At 62.0% G+C, this 15,564-nt stretch carries 17 protein-coding genes; 9 read left to right on the forward strand and 8 right to left on the reverse strand.

Features of this window, described 5'->3' with window-relative positions; all coding sequences use genetic code 11:
• The first annotated feature begins 68 nt into the window (after window positions 1-68).
• The 3 genes from ACXX81_RS01635 to ACXX81_RS01645 are packed head-to-tail and all read left to right on the forward strand — an operon-like array spanning window position 69 to window position 2,142.
• Complete coding sequence (locus ACXX81_RS01635) at window positions 69-638, forward strand: GNAT family N-acetyltransferase (protein ID WP_209985077.1); 570 nt, start codon at window positions 69-71, stop codon at window positions 636-638.
• A gap of 38 nt (window positions 639-676) precedes the next feature.
• The gene (tesB, locus tag ACXX81_RS01640; protein WP_209985074.1) at window positions 677-1,546 is read left to right on the forward strand and encodes an acyl-CoA thioesterase II; all 870 of its coding nucleotides are present in this window, start codon (window positions 677-679) and stop codon (window positions 1,544-1,546) included.
• Window positions 1,543-2,142: an HAD family hydrolase gene (locus tag ACXX81_RS01645; RefSeq protein WP_209985071.1), complete on the forward strand. Its 600-nt coding sequence runs from the start codon at window positions 1,543-1,545 to the stop codon at window positions 2,140-2,142. Before tesB ends, ACXX81_RS01645 begins: the two co-directional genes overlap by 4 nt.
• A 53-nt stretch (window positions 2,143-2,195) precedes the next feature.
• Here the strand turns inward: ACXX81_RS01645 and ACXX81_RS01650 are convergent, their stop codons facing one another.
• Genes ACXX81_RS01650 through ACXX81_RS01660 form a run of 3 tightly spaced genes read right to left on the reverse strand, consistent with a single transcriptional unit; the run spans window position 2,196 to window position 4,524 of the window.
• The gene (locus tag ACXX81_RS01650; RefSeq protein WP_209985068.1) at window positions 2,196-3,167 is read right to left on the reverse strand and encodes an alpha/beta fold hydrolase; all 972 of its coding nucleotides are present in this window, start codon (window positions 3,165-3,167) and stop codon (window positions 2,196-2,198) included.
• The gene (gene ypfJ, locus ACXX81_RS01655) at window positions 3,168-4,055 is read right to left on the reverse strand and encodes a KPN_02809 family neutral zinc metallopeptidase (protein ID WP_057008662.1); all 888 of its coding nucleotides are present in this window, start codon (window positions 4,053-4,055) and stop codon (window positions 3,168-3,170) included. It abuts the gene before it with no gap.
• Window positions 4,056-4,107: 52 nt separating this feature from the next.
• Window positions 4,108-4,524, reverse strand: a complete 417-nt coding sequence (locus tag ACXX81_RS01660; protein ID WP_209985065.1) for a lipoprotein — start codon at window positions 4,522-4,524, stop codon at window positions 4,108-4,110.
• A gap of 185 nt (window positions 4,525-4,709) precedes the next feature.
• On the opposite strand from ACXX81_RS01660, the gene ACXX81_RS01665 reads away from it, so the two are divergent.
• A complete protein-coding gene (locus tag ACXX81_RS01665; protein WP_209985063.1) occupies window positions 4,710-5,588 on the forward strand; it encodes a DMT family transporter in 879 nt (292 codons plus the stop codon).
• A gap of 1 nt (window position 5,589) precedes the next feature.
• Here the strand turns inward: ACXX81_RS01665 and ACXX81_RS01670 are convergent, their stop codons facing one another.
• Complete coding sequence (locus ACXX81_RS01670; protein ID WP_057008664.1) at window positions 5,590-6,924, reverse strand: MFS transporter; 1,335 nt, start codon at window positions 6,922-6,924, stop codon at window positions 5,590-5,592.
• 213 nt (window positions 6,925-7,137) lie between these two features.
• Between ACXX81_RS01670 and quiC the strand changes: the two genes are divergently transcribed.
• Window positions 7,138-9,039 carry a 3-dehydroshikimate dehydratase QuiC gene (quiC, locus tag ACXX81_RS01675; RefSeq protein WP_209985059.1) on the forward strand — a complete coding sequence of 634 codons (1,902 nt, stop codon included), beginning with the start codon at window positions 7,138-7,140 and terminating at the stop codon, window positions 9,037-9,039.
• Window positions 9,040-9,117: 78 nt separating this feature from the next.
• Complete coding sequence (locus ACXX81_RS01680; RefSeq protein ID WP_209985056.1) at window positions 9,118-9,783, forward strand: TetR/AcrR family transcriptional regulator; 666 nt, start codon at window positions 9,118-9,120, stop codon at window positions 9,781-9,783.
• Between the two features lie 269 nt (window positions 9,784-10,052).
• Here the strand turns inward: ACXX81_RS01680 and ACXX81_RS01685 are convergent, their stop codons facing one another.
• Both ACXX81_RS01685 and aroQ read right to left on the reverse strand, forming a co-directional pair.
• On the reverse strand, window positions 10,053-10,901 hold the full coding sequence (locus ACXX81_RS01685) for a shikimate dehydrogenase (protein ID WP_373460569.1): 849 nt from the start codon (window positions 10,899-10,901) through the stop codon (window positions 10,053-10,055).
• The gene (aroQ, locus tag ACXX81_RS01690) at window positions 10,901-11,347 is read right to left on the reverse strand and encodes a type II 3-dehydroquinate dehydratase (protein ID WP_209985053.1); all 447 of its coding nucleotides are present in this window, start codon (window positions 11,345-11,347) and stop codon (window positions 10,901-10,903) included. Before aroQ ends, ACXX81_RS01685 begins: the two co-directional genes overlap by 1 nt.
• 263 nt (window positions 11,348-11,610) lie before the next feature.
• On the opposite strand from aroQ, the gene ACXX81_RS01695 reads away from it, so the two are divergent.
• Both ACXX81_RS01695 and ACXX81_RS01700 read left to right on the forward strand, forming a co-directional pair.
• Window positions 11,611-12,039, forward strand: coding sequence for a DUF4160 domain-containing protein (locus tag ACXX81_RS01695; protein WP_209985050.1), 429 nt, complete (start codon window positions 11,611-11,613; stop codon window positions 12,037-12,039).
• Window positions 12,036-12,500, forward strand: coding sequence for a DUF2442 domain-containing protein (locus tag ACXX81_RS01700; RefSeq protein WP_458571112.1), 465 nt, complete (start codon window positions 12,036-12,038; stop codon window positions 12,498-12,500). Before ACXX81_RS01695 ends, ACXX81_RS01700 begins: the two co-directional genes overlap by 4 nt.
• A gap of 17 nt (window positions 12,501-12,517) precedes the next feature.
• Here ACXX81_RS01700 and trmA read toward each other — a convergent pair whose 3' ends face one another.
• The gene (trmA, locus tag ACXX81_RS01705; RefSeq protein WP_458571113.1) at window positions 12,518-13,597 is read right to left on the reverse strand and encodes a tRNA (uridine(54)-C5)-methyltransferase TrmA; all 1,080 of its coding nucleotides are present in this window, start codon (window positions 13,595-13,597) and stop codon (window positions 12,518-12,520) included.
• On the reverse strand, window positions 13,594-14,889 hold the full coding sequence (locus ACXX81_RS01710) for an NCS2 family permease (RefSeq protein ID WP_209985040.1): 1,296 nt from the start codon (window positions 14,887-14,889) through the stop codon (window positions 13,594-13,596). The genes trmA and ACXX81_RS01710 overlap by 4 nt, the downstream gene beginning before the upstream one ends.
• A 188-nt stretch (window positions 14,890-15,077) precedes the next feature.
• On the opposite strand from ACXX81_RS01710, the gene ACXX81_RS01715 reads away from it, so the two are divergent.
• The gene (locus ACXX81_RS01715; protein ID WP_209985037.1) at window positions 15,078-15,524 is read left to right on the forward strand and encodes a DUF4879 domain-containing protein; all 447 of its coding nucleotides are present in this window, start codon (window positions 15,078-15,080) and stop codon (window positions 15,522-15,524) included.
• The last annotated feature ends 40 nt before the right edge of the window (window positions 15,525-15,564 follow it).

Consider the following 15,564-nt stretch of genomic DNA (forward strand, 5'->3'; position numbering starts at 1 on the left):
TCTGACGGGAACCTGCGAAGGATCTTACCAGCGCTGTACACTCTCGCACATGGCAAGGGAGGGGACCCATGGAGCCGATACTCGAACTGCACAGCGCACGCCTGATCATGCGCCAATGGCGCGACAGCGACCTGCCGGAATTTGCACGCATGTGCGCCGACCCGCAGGTGATGCGCTATTTCCCGGCCACCTTGAGCCACCTGGAAAGCGCCGCGTTGATCGGCCGTATTCGCGGCCATTTCGCTGAATTCGGCTTTGGCCAGTGGGCCTTGCAGCGCAAGGACAGCGGCGAATTCATCGGGCTTACCGGCTTGCAGCATGTCAGCTTTGAGGCAGGTTTTACCCCAGCGCTGGAAATCGGCTGGCGCCTGGCCCGCGAACACTGGGGGCTGGGTTATGCCAGCGAGGCGGCCTGGACCGCGCTGCGCTGTGGGTTCGACCGCTTGCAGCTGGATGAAATCGTCGCCTTCACCACCGAGGCCAATTTGCCATCGCAGAAAGTCATGCAGGCCATCGGTATGCATTACGATCCCCAGGCAGATTTTGAACACCCCAAGGTCGCAGCCGATGACCCGCTGCGCCCACATGTTTTGTATCGCATCACCCGCGCCCAATGGTTGGACACGCTGCACGGATAAGCAGCCCGGAATGCCCCGTAGATTTTAGGAGTTGCTCTATGAGCCAAGTATTGGAAGATCTGGTGGACTTGCTGACCCTGGAACCGATTGAGGAAAACCTCTTTCGCGGCCGCAGCCAGGACCTGGGGTTTCGCCAGTTGTTCGGCGGTCAGGTGCTCGGCCAGTCGTTGTCGGCCGCCAGCCAGACCGTGGAAGAAGCGCGCCATGTGCATTCCCTGCACGGTTATTTCCTGCGCCCAGGTGATGCCGCCTTGCCGGTGGTGTATTCGGTGGACCGCGTGCGTGACGGCGGCAGTTTCAGCACGCGCCGGGTGACGGCGATCCAGAAGGGCAACCCGATTTTCACCTGCAGTGCGTCATTCCAGTATGACGAGGAAGGCTTCGAGCACCAGACCACCATGCCTGTCGTGGTGGGGCCGGAAAACCTGCCGTCGGAGCTGGAGCTGACCCAGCAGCGCGCGCACTTGATCCCCGAGCACATGCGCGACAAGCTGCTGTGCCCCAAGCCCATCGAAGTACGCCCGGTCACCGAGCGCGACCCGTTTAACCCGCAGCCGTCCGACCCGGTCAAATACGTGTGGTTTCGCGCCGATGGCGCCCTGGCGGATGCGCCGGCGCTGCACAAGTACCTGCTGGCCTACGCCTCGGACTTCGGCCTGCTGACCACCTCGCTGCTGCCCCATGGCAAGACCGTGTGGCAAAAGGATATGCAGGTCGCGAGCCTCGACCACGCGCTGTGGTTCCACGCCGACCTGCGCGCCGACGACTGGCTGCTCTACGCCATGGACAGTCCGTGGGCCGGTAATTCCCGTGGGTTCTCGCGGGGCAGCGTGTACAACCGCGCCGGGCAACTGGTGGCGTCGGTGACTCAGGAAGGCCTGATTCGTCATCGCAAGGACTGGGCATGAGCCTGGCAGAGGTTAAACATTGGGTGTTCGACATGGACGGCACCCTCACCGTGGCGGTGCATGACTTTGCGGCCATTCGCGTGGCCCTGGGCATACCGCCCGAAGACGATATCCTCACCCATCTGGCCGGGTTGCCGGCCGATATCGCAGCGGCCAAACATGCCTGGCTGCTGGCGCATGAGCGCGAACTGGCGCTGGCCTCGACGGCAGCCGAGGGTGCGGTGGCGCTGGTGCGCGAACTGGCCCAACGCGGTTATCGCCTGGGCATCCTGACCCGCAACGCGCGGGAGCTGGCCCACGTCACGCTGGCGGCGATTGGCCTGGCGGACTGCTTTGCGGTGGCGGATGTGCTGGGCCGTGAAGACGCACCGCCCAAGCCGGCACCGGGTGGATTGTTGAAGCTGGCGACTGCCTGGGGCGTGGCACCGGGCGAGATGGTGATGGTGGGGGATTACCGCTTCGACCTGGATTGCGGAAGGGCGGCGGGAACGCGGACGGTGTTGGTGAACCTGCCGGAGAACCCGTGGCCGGAGCTGGCTGATTGGCATGCCGAGGATTGCACGGCGTTGCGCCGGATGATTCAGGCCAGTCAATAGAAATCAAAAGGTGGAAGGGAGCAAGCCCCCACCCACATGTTTATCCGGTTTCGTCAGTTGAACAGGGCTTTCTGGCCCTCCGGCGAGGTGAACATCCTGTCGCCGTCATGCCCCACACCCGGCACTTCCACCAGCCTGTGGCTCAACTGCGGATGACGCAGCTTGAGGTAGTCAAAATAGTTGTGCCCACGAATCAACCGATACGCGCCCTGGGTTTCAGCTTCGCAGCTTTTATCCAGCGCCGGATGGTTGGGGTCGGTGTCCTGCTGGCCCAGCAGGTAGGTGATATCCCGCGACACGTAGGCCTGTTCCAACTGCTGGGGCCCCTGGTCCTTGGCGTAGTCGGGCAGGTTTTGCATGCCGTATTTCCAGTCGTTGAAGCCCGGGCAGCGGGCGGCGTCGAACTTCACCGGGCGTTGCGGGCTGAAGTACGCATAGGATGAGGGGTTGGCCACCACGTAACGCAGGCTGATGCCTTCGATTTGCAGGGGCGGGTGAGCCTGGCCGGTGAGGGCGAAGCGCTGCACCACCTGGCCGCCGCCGGAGTGGCCGGCGACCACGATCTGTTTCAGCGCCGGGAACAGTTTACGGTCGCCCAGGTGCTTGATGATCTGGTCCAGCGCAGCAAACGAGCTGATCTGGCCCGGGCCGGTGGACGATGCGCCGCCCATCCAGTCATTGCCATGCCAGCGCAGCAACTGATCGCTCAGGTGATTGCGCTTCACGTCCGCCTGGTTGAGAAACTGCGGCGCGATCACCAGTGTTTCAGCGCCGACGCCGGCCTGGCGGGCGGCATCGACCCCGCTGTGCAGGTAGGTCTGCGCGTTGCGCAGGCGACCATGCACGATGATCAGCGCCCGCGTGACCTGGGGCATCGGCTGGCGCCAGTCCTGGCTCAAGCCCAGGCTCAGGTCGCCGGCCTGCAGGTGAAAGCGGTCAGGGCTGACCTCCTTGACGCCGTGTTCGGCCGCCAGGGTTGAACAGCACACCAGCAGACCCAGCAGCACACCCCATGGTTTGTTCATTTAGAGACTCTTGGCCGCAAAGGTGTCGCATTGAGTGATCTGGCCACCTGCGAAGCCGGTCTTGAACCAGCGAACCCGCTGTGCCGAGGTGCCGTGGGTAAACGAGTCAGGCACCACGCGGCCCTGACCCTGTTGCTGCAAGCGGTCATCGCCAATCGCGTTGGCGGCATTCAGCGCTTCTTCGATATCGCCCGGTTCCAGCCAGTTCAGGCGCTTTTGCGCACGGTTGGCCCATACCCCGGCAAAGCAGTCGGCTTGCAGCTCCTGGCGAACCAGCAGGCCACCGTCGCCTTCCATCGGACGGCCCTGCTGGCGGGCGGTCTGAATCTTGGCCGAGATGCCGAGCAGCGTCTGCACGTGATGGCCGACTTCGTGGGCGATCACGTAGGCCTGGGCGAAGTCGCCGGCGGCCTGGAAACGTTGTGACATTTCCCGGAAGAAATCCAGGTCCAGGTACACCTGCTGGTCGGCCGGGCAGTAGAACGGGCCGCTGGCCGAGGTGGCCCCACCGCAGGCGGAATTCACCCGGCCACGGAACAGAATCAGTTTCGGGTTGGTGTAGGTCAGGCCGTTTTCCTTGAACACCTGGCCCCAGGTGTCTTCGGTGTCGCCCAGCACGGCGCGCACAAAATCAGCCTGCTCGTCGTTGGCCGGTGGTGCCTGACGTGTTTGCGGGCTCACCGAAGGCGCTTGCTCGGCCTGGCCGGTCAGCTCGCTGAGGATCTGCATCGGGTTCTGGCCGGTCAGCCAGCCAATGCCGACGATCAGCACAATCGCCGTGAGGCTCAGGCCCTTGCCGCCGCCGAAGCGCATGCCGCCACCGCCGCCGCCACTGTCATCCCGGGCATCCACCACGTTGTCGCTGCGTCGGCCTTTTTTCCATAGCATGGTGCAATCCTCTTGATGAAAGGTCCTACAAAAATATTGATGAAGTATGGCCTTATTGGCGGCAATAGCCTTCGCCGGTGGCGACGATCAGGCAGTCTTTTTTATCCGCCAGCCATTTAAGACCCGTGGCCTCACCGTCCCCGGCGCGCAGTATCTGCGGGCCGTCCGGGCGGGTGAAGGCGATACCGTCCTCGGCTTCTTCACCCTTGAAGGTGCCGGTGTCCTCGGCATCCAGGCCGTATTGCATGGTCAGGATGTAGTGCCCACGGCCAATGGCGTCGTCCTTGGCGATGGTGAGGTTCAGGCCTTCGACGCCGATCCATTTGCCCACCCATTGGTCGGTGGGCGGGGTGGGCGGCACCAGGCTCGCCTGCACCGAGGGCGGCGCAGGTTTGGCCGGTGCCTTGTCCTCATGGTTACAGGCGGCGAGCAAGGCCAGGGTGGAGAGCAGGAACAAGGTTTTTTTCATGGCAGGCAGGCCTTGGTTAAAAAATGTGCAATACGGCAGTGAACGTGCAGGGTTGGACCCAAACCCGGTGATTTAGTGCGCTGTTCGCCCGGTGTTTGGTTATGCTCTGAGGGCAGACCCACGCCCGGCTGCTAGATTATTCGGTTGAGTGCCATCGCGTTTAACTCGCCACCCAAGAGAATTCAATGACTGTCAGTACCCCGCTTTCCGGTGTCAACCATCCGTTCAAAGGCATCCTGTTGATTGTGGTGGCGACGTTCCTGTTCTCCAGCCACGACGCGCTGTCCAAATACCTCGCCGGGTTCTACCCGATCGTGATGGTGGTGTGGGCGCGCTACATGGTGCACACCTTGCTGATGGCCGGGATTTTCCTGCCGCAGTCGGGCCTGCGCGTACTGCGCAGCAAACGCCCCGGCATGCAGGTGGTGCGAGCATTGTGCCTGCTGGGCACCAGCCTGTTTTTCACCACGGCGCTGCATTACATCCCGCTGGCGGAAGCCACGGCGGTGAACTTCCTCGCGCCCATCCTGGTGACCGCGCTGTCGGTGCCGCTGCTGGGCGAGCACGTTACGCGGGGCCAGTGGCTGGCGGTGATCTGCGGGTTCATCGGCGTGGTGATCATCATCCATCCCGGCGGCGAGCTGTTTACCCCGGCGGTGCTGCTGCCGTTGTGCTCGGCGCTGTTCTTCTGCTTCTACCAGTTGCTCACGCGCATCCTCAGCCAATACGACACGCCCACCACCAGCAACTTTTTCGCCGGGCTGTGCAACACCCTGGTGATGAGTGCGATGGTGCCGTTCTTCTGGCATGTGCCGAGCCTGTGGCATGGGGTGATGATGCTGGCACTGGGCACTTGCGGCATGACTGCCCACTTGATGTTGACCCAGGCGTTCCGCTTCGCGGCGCCGGCCTTGCTGGCGCCGTTCGGCTATTGCCAGATCGTGTTTGCGGGGTTGTTGGGCTGGCTGGTGTTCAGTCATACCCCCGACATGACCACGGTGGTCGGCATCGGGGTGATCTGCATGAGCGGGCTGGCCGCTGCCTGGCAGCAGCGGCGTCGTTGAGTTACACGTCTACCGTCGGGATCTTGCGCGGGGCCATGAAGTACATCCAGGTCAGCGCAATGAAGTACATCGCCGGGATCAGGGTGAACAGCACCGTGTAGTTGTTGTTGGTCACCGTGAGGATGTGGCCGACGATCTGGGTCATGAACATGCCGCCGATGGCCGCGCACATCCCGCCGAACCCGAACACCGTGCTCATCATGTGCTTGGGCGTGTAGTCCATCACCAGGCTCCAGATGTTGGCGGTCCAGGCCTGGTGCGCGCCGATGGCCAGGGAGATGGCAAACACCGCGACCCACAGCTGGCTGGAGCCGGCCGCCATGATCACGCCGACGATGCAGCAGGCGAACAGCAGCATCGACAGCAGCCGTGCCTTGATCGAGTTCATGCCACGGCCGATCAGGAACGACGACAGGATACCGCCGCCCACGCTGCCGAAGTCGGCGGTGAGGTAGATGATGATCAGCGGGATGCCCATCTGCGTCACGTTGATGCCCAGGTTGTATTGCTGGTTCAGGAACGGCGGCAGCCAATACAGGTAGAACCAGAACACCGGGGCGGTCAGGGCGTAGGCGATGGCGAAGGCCCAGGTGCCGCGCATGCGCAGGATGCGGCTGAACGGAACGCCCGGTTGCTCCGGCTCGATTTCCCGTTGCACGTAGTCCAGTTCCGATTGTTTAACGCTCGGATGGTCTTCCGGGTTGTAGTACTTCAAACCCCAGAACACCAGCCACAGCGCGCCCAGCGACGCCATGCACAGGAACGCCGCCTGCCAGCCCCACACGTGCAGGATCAACGGCAGCAGCATCGGCGTCATCATGGCGCCGACGTTGGTGCCGGCGTTGAAGATACCGGTGGCCACTGCGCGTTCACCGGCCGGGAACCACAGGCGGGTGGTCTTGACGCAGGCCGGGTAGTTGGCGGCTTCGGTCAGGCCCAGGATAAAGCGGCACACCATAAAGCCCACTGCCGAGGTGGCCAGGCCGTGCGCGCCGGTGGCCAGGCTCCACAACAGCACGGCGCAGAAGAACACGCGCTTCACACCCACCCGGTCGATCAAGCGGCCCTGCAGCACGAAGCCGATGGCGTAGCCCACCTGAAACCAGAAGTTGATGTTGGCGTAGTCCATCGCCGTCCAGCTCATTTCCTTGGCGAGGATCGGTTGCATCACGCCCAGGGCGGCGCGGTCGATGTAGTTGAGCGTGGTGGCGAAGAACACCAGGGCCAGCATGCCCCAGCGAGTTTTACCCACGGCCAGGGCGCCGCGGATCTTGTCGCCGATGCCGGCGTGCGGGGTGCCCGGGCGCGTGGCCAGGGTAGGGTTTTGCAAAGGCATGAGGTCGTACCCGTTTTTTTGAAATTTTTATGGTGTGTTCTGGGTCTTTTCTTACGAGATCGATGGTGCGCAGCGGTTAAAAAATCGTCAATTCGCCAAATCGGCTAGTGTTCGATAATCGCACCAAAAACTAACCGGTTCGTACATTATGATTGCTGCGTGTAGGCTGGGGGCGAATAATTTGCCACAAACAACACGTGCCGGGAGAACTCCATGCAACGATCCATCGCTACCGTTTCCTTGAGCGGCACCCTGCCGGAAAAGCTCGAAGCCATTGCCGCCGCCGGTTTTGATGGGGTTGAGATCTTCGAGAACGACCTGTTGTATTACGACGGGAGTCCGCGCGAAGTTAGACAAATGTGCGCCGACCTCGGAATTGCCATCACGTTGTTCCAGCCGTTTCGCGACTTTGAAGGCTGCCGCCGCGACCGCCTGGCGCGCAACCTGGAGCGCGCCGAACGCAAGTTCGACTTGATGCAGGAACTGGGCACCGACCTGGTGCTGGTATGCAGCAACGCCTCGGCCGATTGCGTGGGCGATGAACGCATCCTGCTCGATGACCTCAGCCTTTTGGCCGAACACGCCGGTCGTCGTGGCGTGCGCATTGGCTACGAAGCGCTGGCCTGGGGCAAGCATGTGAATACTTGGCAGCAGGTGTGGAACCTGGTGCGCCAGGTCGATCATCCCGCCCTGGGCGTGCTGCTCGACAGTTTCCATACGCTGTCGCTCAAGGGCGACCCGAGTGGCATTGCCCAGATACCGGGCGACAAGATTTTCTTTGTGCAAATGGCCGACGCGCCGATCCTGGCGATGGATGTGCTGGAGTGGAGCCGGCATTTCCGCTGCTTCCCGGGTCAGGGTGAGTTCGACCTCGCGGGGTTTCTTGCGCCGATCATCCAGAGCGGCTACAGCGGGCCGCTGTCCCTGGAAATCTTCAACGATGGTTTTCGGGCCGCCCCCACGCGCGCGAATGCCGCCGACGGCCTGCGCTCGCTGCTGTACCTGGAAGAGAAAACCCGTCAGCGCCTGGCCGAGCAAGCACCTGCCGCGCCGGTCGATATCCTCTTTGAAACGCCTGCCGCCAGCGAGTACGACGGCATTGAGTTCCTCGAATTCGCCGTGGATGAAAGCCTCGGCGCCAAACTCACCCATTGGCTGGAACGCCTGGGTTTTGCCAGGGCCGGGCAGCACCGCTCGAAAAATGTGAGCCTGCTGCGTCAGGGCGATATCAACCTGATCCTCAATTGCGAACCCTACTCCTTCGCCCACAACTTCTTCGAGGCCCATGGGCCGTCGTTGTGTGCCACGGCGATTCGGGTCAAGGACAGCGCCAAGGCGCTGCAACGTGCCGTGGCCTTCAAGGGCCAGCCCTATCGCGGGCTGGTCGGGCCCAATGAACTGGAGCTGGCCGCCGTGCGTGCGCCGGATGGCAGCCTGATCTACCTGGTGGACCCCAGCGAAGGCGGCCTGTACGACACCGATTTCAACCTGCAATCGGCGCCTTCCGCCAGCGGCGGGCTGCTGCGCATCGACCATATGGCCATGGCGCTGCCGGCCGACAGCCTCGACAGCTGGGTGCTGTTCTACAAGAGCCTGCTCGACTTCGAGGCCGATGACGAAGTGGTGCTGCCTGACCCTTACGGGCTGGTGAAAAGCCGCGCGCTGCGCAGCCGCTGCAGCTCGATTCGCCTGCCGCTGAATATCTCCGAGAACCGCAACACGGCCATTTCCCACGCACTGTCGAGCTATCGCGGCTCGGGTGTGCACCACATTGCCTTCGACTGCGCGGATATTTTCGCCGAGGTGCGCCGAGCCAAGGACGCCGGGGTGCCGCTGCTGGATATCCCGCTCAATTACTATGACGACCTTGCCGCCCGGTTTGATTTCGACGACGAGTTCCTCAGCGAGCTGGCGTATTACAACGTGCTGTACGACCGCGATGCCCAGGGGGGTGAGCTGTTTCACGTGTACACCGAACCGTTCGAGGGGCGGTTTTTCTTCGAGATCCTGCAGCGCAAGAATGGCTACGCCGGCTATGGCGCGGCGAACGTGGCGGTGCGTCTGGCGGCGATGGCCAAGTCGCGCAGCGGCGCGGTTCGTCAGGCGCGTTTGTGATACCGGGCCAGGTGCTTCCTTCGGCAAGCGCCGCGGCCCATAATCGCAGCCTGCATAACACACCGCCATGAGCGCACCATGACCCTGACTCCCGATCTCTCCGCCGTGTCAGACGCACCGCGCAAGAGTCGCAAGAACAATCCGGAAAAGACCCGGGAGAATATTCTCCAGGAAGCCATCGTCGAATTTGTTCAGCAGGGCCTGTCCGGCGCCCGCGTGGACGCCATCGCCGAGCGCATCCACACCTCCAAGCGCATGATCTACTACTATTTCGGCAGCAAGGAGCAGTTGTACGTCGAGGTGCTGGAAAAGCTCTACGGCGACATCCGCAACACCGAAACCCGCATGAACCTCACCGCCCTGGAGCCGCGCGAAGCGATCCGGCGGCTGGTGGAATTCACCTTCGATCACCATGATCAGAATGTGGATTTTGTGCGCATCGTCAGCATCGAAAATATCCACAATGCCGAGTATGTGAAACGCACGGACACGATCAAGGCGATGAACAGCAAGATCCTCGAGGGGCTGGGGGAAACCCTGCGCCGTGGCGCCGAGCTGGGATTGTTTCGCGAGGGGCTGGAGCCTTTGGACGTGCACTTGCTGATCAACTCGTTCAGCTTTTACCGGGTGTCCAACCGTCATACCTTCAGTGAGATCTTTCAGATCGAACTGTCGGATGAGGCGATTAAACAGCGGCACCGCGAGATGATCTGTGAGTCGGTGTTGCGTTACCTGCAGGCTTGATTACGCGTTTTGAAATGCAATCCATGTGGGAGGAGGCAAGCTCCCCGCTTATCAAACACAAAATAACGTGTCGATTTTAGCCTGGAGTTTCAGGCAGCCACACGCCTGTGGCGAGCGGGCTTGCCCCGCGTTGGGCTGCGCAGCAGCCCCAAAACCAGACGCTGAGCCGTATCAGGTACACCGCGTTTTGCTCGATGAGGGGCGCTTCGCACCCCAACGCGGGGCAAGCCCGCTCGCCACAATAAGCCCGCTCGCGGCCTGCCACATTTTCAGGTGTTCATGGTCTGGAAGTGCGCAAGCATTCTTTGCGCATCCGCCACCTCGCCACTGAACAATTCAAACGCTTTCACTGCCTGAAATACCGCCATATTGCCACCATCCAACGTGCGGCAACCCAGGGCACGGGCATCGCGCAGCAGTTGGGTTTCCAGCGGGAAGTACACGATTTCCGCGACCCACAGTTGCGCGCGTAACAGCGCTGCGTGCACCGGCGTGCCGGGCAGTTTGGCCATGCCCATCGGCGTGGTGTTCACCAGGCCATCGGCCTCGGCCATGGCGTTGTCCAATTGGCTGCCGACCTCGGCGCGACCCGTGCCGAAGCGCAAGGTCAAGTTATCCACAAGCTCGCGCGAGCGGGCGGCGTCCACGTCGAAAATACTCAACTGCTGCACACCCTCGGCCAGCAACGCATGGGCAACCGCCGCCCCGGCACCGCCGGCGCCCATCTGCACCACGCGCTGACGCGGCACATCATTGAAGTTGCGTCGAAAGCCTTCGGCAAAGCCCAGGCAGTCGGTGTTGTGACCGATGCGTTTGCCGTCCTTGAACACCACGGTGTTTACCGCGCCGATACCCCGCGCTTCGTCCGATAAGTCATCCAGCAACGGCAGGATCGCCTGTTTGCACGGGTAGGTAATGTTCAAACCGGTGAACTGCATCGACTCTGCGGCGCGCAGCAGGTCGGGCAGGGCGCTGACGGTCAGTTGCAACGGTTCCAGGTCGATCAGGCGATACAGGTAGCGCAAGCCCTGGGCGTCACCTTCCTGCTCATGCAGGGCCGGGGTGCGGGAGGCCTGGATACCGGCGCCGATCAGGCCGGCGAGCACGCGTGGTTTCATCAGGCGCATCCTCTGAGCGTGTGACTGAAATGTTCCAGGGCCAGGTGATAGCCATGGCTGCCAAACCCCGCCAGCACCGCCTTGGCGACCGGGGACACGAACGAGTGATGACGAAAGGCTTCGCGCGCATGCACGTTGGATAGATGCACTTCGATCACCGGCACTTCACTGGCCACCAGCGCATCACGGATGGCGACCGAGGTGTGGGTCCAGGCGGCGGGGTTGATCACGATTCCGGCGCAACGGGCGCGGGCACCGTGTATCCAGTCGAGCAGTTCGCCTTCGTGGTTGGTCTGGCGAAACTCGACTTTCAGCCCGAGCTGCTGCGCACTGCGTCCGCAAAGGGCGGCGACATCGGCCAGGGTTTCATGGCCATAAGTGGCGGGCTCGCGAGTGCCGAGCAGGTTGAGATTGGGGCCGTTGAGCACCAGCACGATGGGTGGCATTGAGGGATCTCCACAGTTCTTATTGGTTGTGGGGATAAAATGTACTGGTTGGTTAGTTTGGTCAATGGATGGCGCGGGGTGTGTTCGATTATCGAACGATTAATCGTGGCTTCAGACGTTGGAATGTGCGGTAACAACGCCGCATTCGACGAATGGTGCGCTGTTACTAATCTGTGAAAAAGCTTCGGAGTGGTGGAGCCGGTTGTCGGGTTGCGGACTGAGAAGCGTAACCTGGCGGAAAATAACCTAACGGATGGGTTACGATGAGAGTAGGCGCTTACAAAGGATATGTGATTTCGGTATTTATCAGGGATGAGCATTGCCCGCCGCATGTGCATGTCAGGGGCAAGGACTGGGATGCGCGCTTTCGCTTCAGCTTTCTGAACGGGGGCGTGGATCTGTGGGACGTGGATCCCGAACGCAGACGACCTTCCAAAGCGCTTTTGAATGAAATAGGCGAGGCAATAACGCAGCGGCACTATCTGGCTCGGGCGCGCAGGATTTGGTGGGAAAAACTGCAAACGGTTTGCCTGGAGAACCATTCCTGGGATTTGGACGCGAGTGAACTGGTTCCGGGGTTGGTCATTCGACGCGGTGTCCATGTCATCGCAAGCGCCTGGCACGATGTTGTAAAGCAACGAACAATTTTGAATCTGGTAAGAGCGCCCAATTGTGTGGGGATTGATTTATGAAAATCGTGAAGGCCAAAGTCACACCTTATGTACCTCTCACTGATGCAGATATCGACAAGGCAATAGCACGAGGGCGCAAGCTCAAGCGTCTGTACGCCAATGCGATCGACGTGCGCTATGAAGACGGCTGTATCTCCATCGGCTTCAGCGACGGCAGCCGTGTCGTATTGCCTGTAGCCGGTCTTGCGGAGTTCGAAGGGTTTTCCCTGGAGGATTTCCAGCAGTTGGAAGTCGGCTTTGGCGGCAAGGCACTGTGCTGCGAGCCTCAGGACCTTGATGTGTCGATCACCGGCTTGATCGCCACAAGCCAGCCTCTGATGGATCTGGCGACGAGCCTGGTGGCGTCACGCAACGGTCGCAAGAGCAGCGCGGCCAAATCCGCCGCCGCTCGCGCCAATGGCAAGAAGGGTGGCCGGCCCCCCAAAAAAGCGCCGGGCACCGGTGACTCCACTGACGCATGACGCTGTAGAGGTCTGGATCAACGACGACTCAGCAACACCCCGGACTCCATGTGATGCGTCCACGGAAACTGGTCAAACAGGGCGCACCGGGTAATGCGGTGCGTGTCATGCAGTTGCGCAATGTTCGCCGCCAGCGTCTCGGGGTTGCAGGAGATGTAGAGGATGTTGTCGAAGCGTCGGGTCAGTTCGCAGGTGTCCGGGTCCATGCCGGCGCGTGGCGGGTCGACGAATACGCTGCCGAATTCGTAGCTTTTCAAGTCGACGCCGTGCAGGCGACGGAACGGGCGAACTTCGTTCAGCGCCTGGGTGAGTTCCTCGGCAGAGAGACGCACCAGCGTGACGTTATTCACCGCGTTTTCATCGAGGTTGCTCAGCGCCGCATTCACCGAGGTCTTGCTGATCTCGGTCGCCAGTACCTTGCGCACGCGCGTGGCCAACGGCAGGGTGAAGTTGCCGTTGCCGCAGTACAGCTCCAGCAAGTCATCCGGGCGCTCGCCCAATGCCTCGAACGCCCAGTTGAGCATCTTCTGGTTCACCGTGCCGTTGGGCTGGGTGAAGGCGCCTTCGGGTTGGCGGTAGCTGAAGGTGCGCCCGCCGACGTCGAGTTTCTCCACCACGTAGTCGTGGCCGATCACATCGCGCTTGCCCTTGGAGCGGCCGATGATGCTCACGCCCAGATCAGCCGCAAGCGTGTTCGCTGCCGTGTGCCAGTGTTCGTCCAGCGGGCGGTGATAGCACAGGGTGATCATCGCATCGCCGGCCAGGGTGGTGAGGAACTCCACCTGGAACAGCTTGTGACTCAGGGCGGCGCTGGCTTGCCAGGCGGCCTTGAGCTGCGGCATCAACTGGTTGATGCGCTGGCTGGCAATCGGGAAATCTTCGATCAGGATCGGCGTGCGCTTGTCGTCCTGAGAGAACATCGCGTAATGGCGCTCGCCGTCTTCGCGCCACAGGCGAAACTCGGCGCGCAGGCGAAAGTGCTGTAACGGCGAGTCGAAGACCTGCGGCTCGGGCGCGTCGAACGGTGCCAACAGGTCACGCAGGCGCGTGACCTTGTTCTGCAGTTGCGCGGTGTAGCGTGCGGCGTCAAAAGTCATGCGTTGAACCAGCCCAGCTTGATCACAAACAGAATCGACAGAATCACCAGCGCCGGGTTCAGCTCACGGTAGCGGCCCGAAAGCAGCTTGATGGCGGTCCAGGCGATGAAACCGAAGGCGATGCCGTTGGCGATGGAGTAAGTGAAGGGCATCGCCAGGGCGGTGATCACCACCGGCGCTGCCACGGTAATGTCGTCCCAGTCGATTTCAGCCAGGCCCTGGGTCATCAGCACCGCCACGAACAGCAGCGCCGGCGCGGTGGCGAAGGCGGGAACGCTGGCGGCCAGCGGCGAGAAGAACAGCGCCAGCAGGAACAGAATGGCGACCACGATGGCGGTCAGGCCGGTACGGCCACCGGCGCTCACGCCCGCAGCGGATTCGATGTAGCTGGTGGTGGTCGAGGTGCCCAGCAGGGAACCGGCCATGGCCGCGGTGCTGTCGGCGATCAGCGCACGGCCCATTTTTGGCATGTGGCCGTCCTTGCCCATCAGCCCGGCGCGCTTGGCGACGCCGATCAGGGTGCCGGAGTTGTCGAACAGGTCAACGAACAGGAAGGCGAAGATCACGCTGACCAGGCCGATATCCAGCGCGCCCTTGATGTCCAGTTGCAGAAAGGTCGGGGCCAGGGACGGCGGCAGGGAGGTCACGCCGCCGAACGGGGTAATGCCGAGCAGGATCGACACGATGGTCACCGCCAGAATGCCGATCAGCACCGCGCCGCGCACGGCCAGGGCTTCCAGCGCCACGATCAGCACGAAGCCCAGGGTGGCGAGGATGGGGGCGGGTTGCTTGAGGTCACCCATGCCAATCAGGGTGGCCGGGTTGGCGACTACGATCCCGGCGTTATGCAGGGCAATCAGCGCGAGGAACAGGCCGATACCGGCGGCAATCGCCGAGCGCAGCGGCAGGGGGATGCTGTTGATGATCCACTCACGGATGCGGAAGATCGACAGCAGGAAGAACAGCACCGCCGAGATGAAGACCGCGCCCAGCGCCACTTGCCAGGTGTGGCCCATGTGCAGCACCACGGTGTAGGTGAAGAAGGCGTTCAGGCCCATGCCCGGTGCGAGCGCAATCGGGTAGTTGGCGATCAGGCCCATCACGGTCGAACCGATGGCGGCGGCCAGGCAGGTCGCGACGAACACCGCGCCCTTGTCCATGCCGGTCTCGCCCAGAATGCTCGGGTTCACGAACAGGATGTAGGCCATCGCCAGGAACGTGGTGATCCCCGCAAGAATCTCGGTGCGCACGTTGGTGTTGTGGGCTTTGAGTTGAAACAGCTTTTCCAGCATGCCGGCTCCCTGTGACGCTATCTTGCGTCGTTATTTGTTGACCTCTAAGTCAAAGCACAAACTGCGCCAAGCGCCTGTGGTTTCAGAGAGGATCGGAAAAAGCGGCGCATCATACCAGCAGCCGAGGCTGTGTGGCGCGTGGCCTTGAGGCATACTGCGGCGACGTTTGATAGCGGGTAGTCGACAGCATGAAAAAAGCCAACGCGTGGAGTCTAGCGCTGTTCCCCTTTATTGGCCTGTGGCTCGGTGCAGCACCGGCGTGGGGCGCCGCTGCACCGGCTTTGAGCGAGGTGCGGGTGTTCAAGGTCGAGTCGGCGCGCTGCACCGAAAGTATCCCGGACCGCGTGACCACCACCCAGATGTGCACGCACCGTGGGCCCACCAAGGTCTCGGTGATGGAAGTGGGCCTGGGCAACAACCCGGTCGGGCGCTTCAACGGCGCGGTGCTCAATGCTCAGCGCACGGCGGTGTGCCAGGTCGGCAATATCAGCCAGGCGTGCAACGGCGCAGGCCAACTGATCGGCTACATCTATGTGTTCGACCTGAACGTCGCAGGCCCCGGCGGCTTTGAATACAGCAACTCCTCGATCAATCCGCCGCGCAACACCCTCAAGACCCAACTCAATATCCTCTGATCAATCCGCTTGAACGCTCATACCCCCGGGAAGTCGTACC

It is taken from the genome of Pseudomonas sp. GNP013, assembly GCF_054343995.1.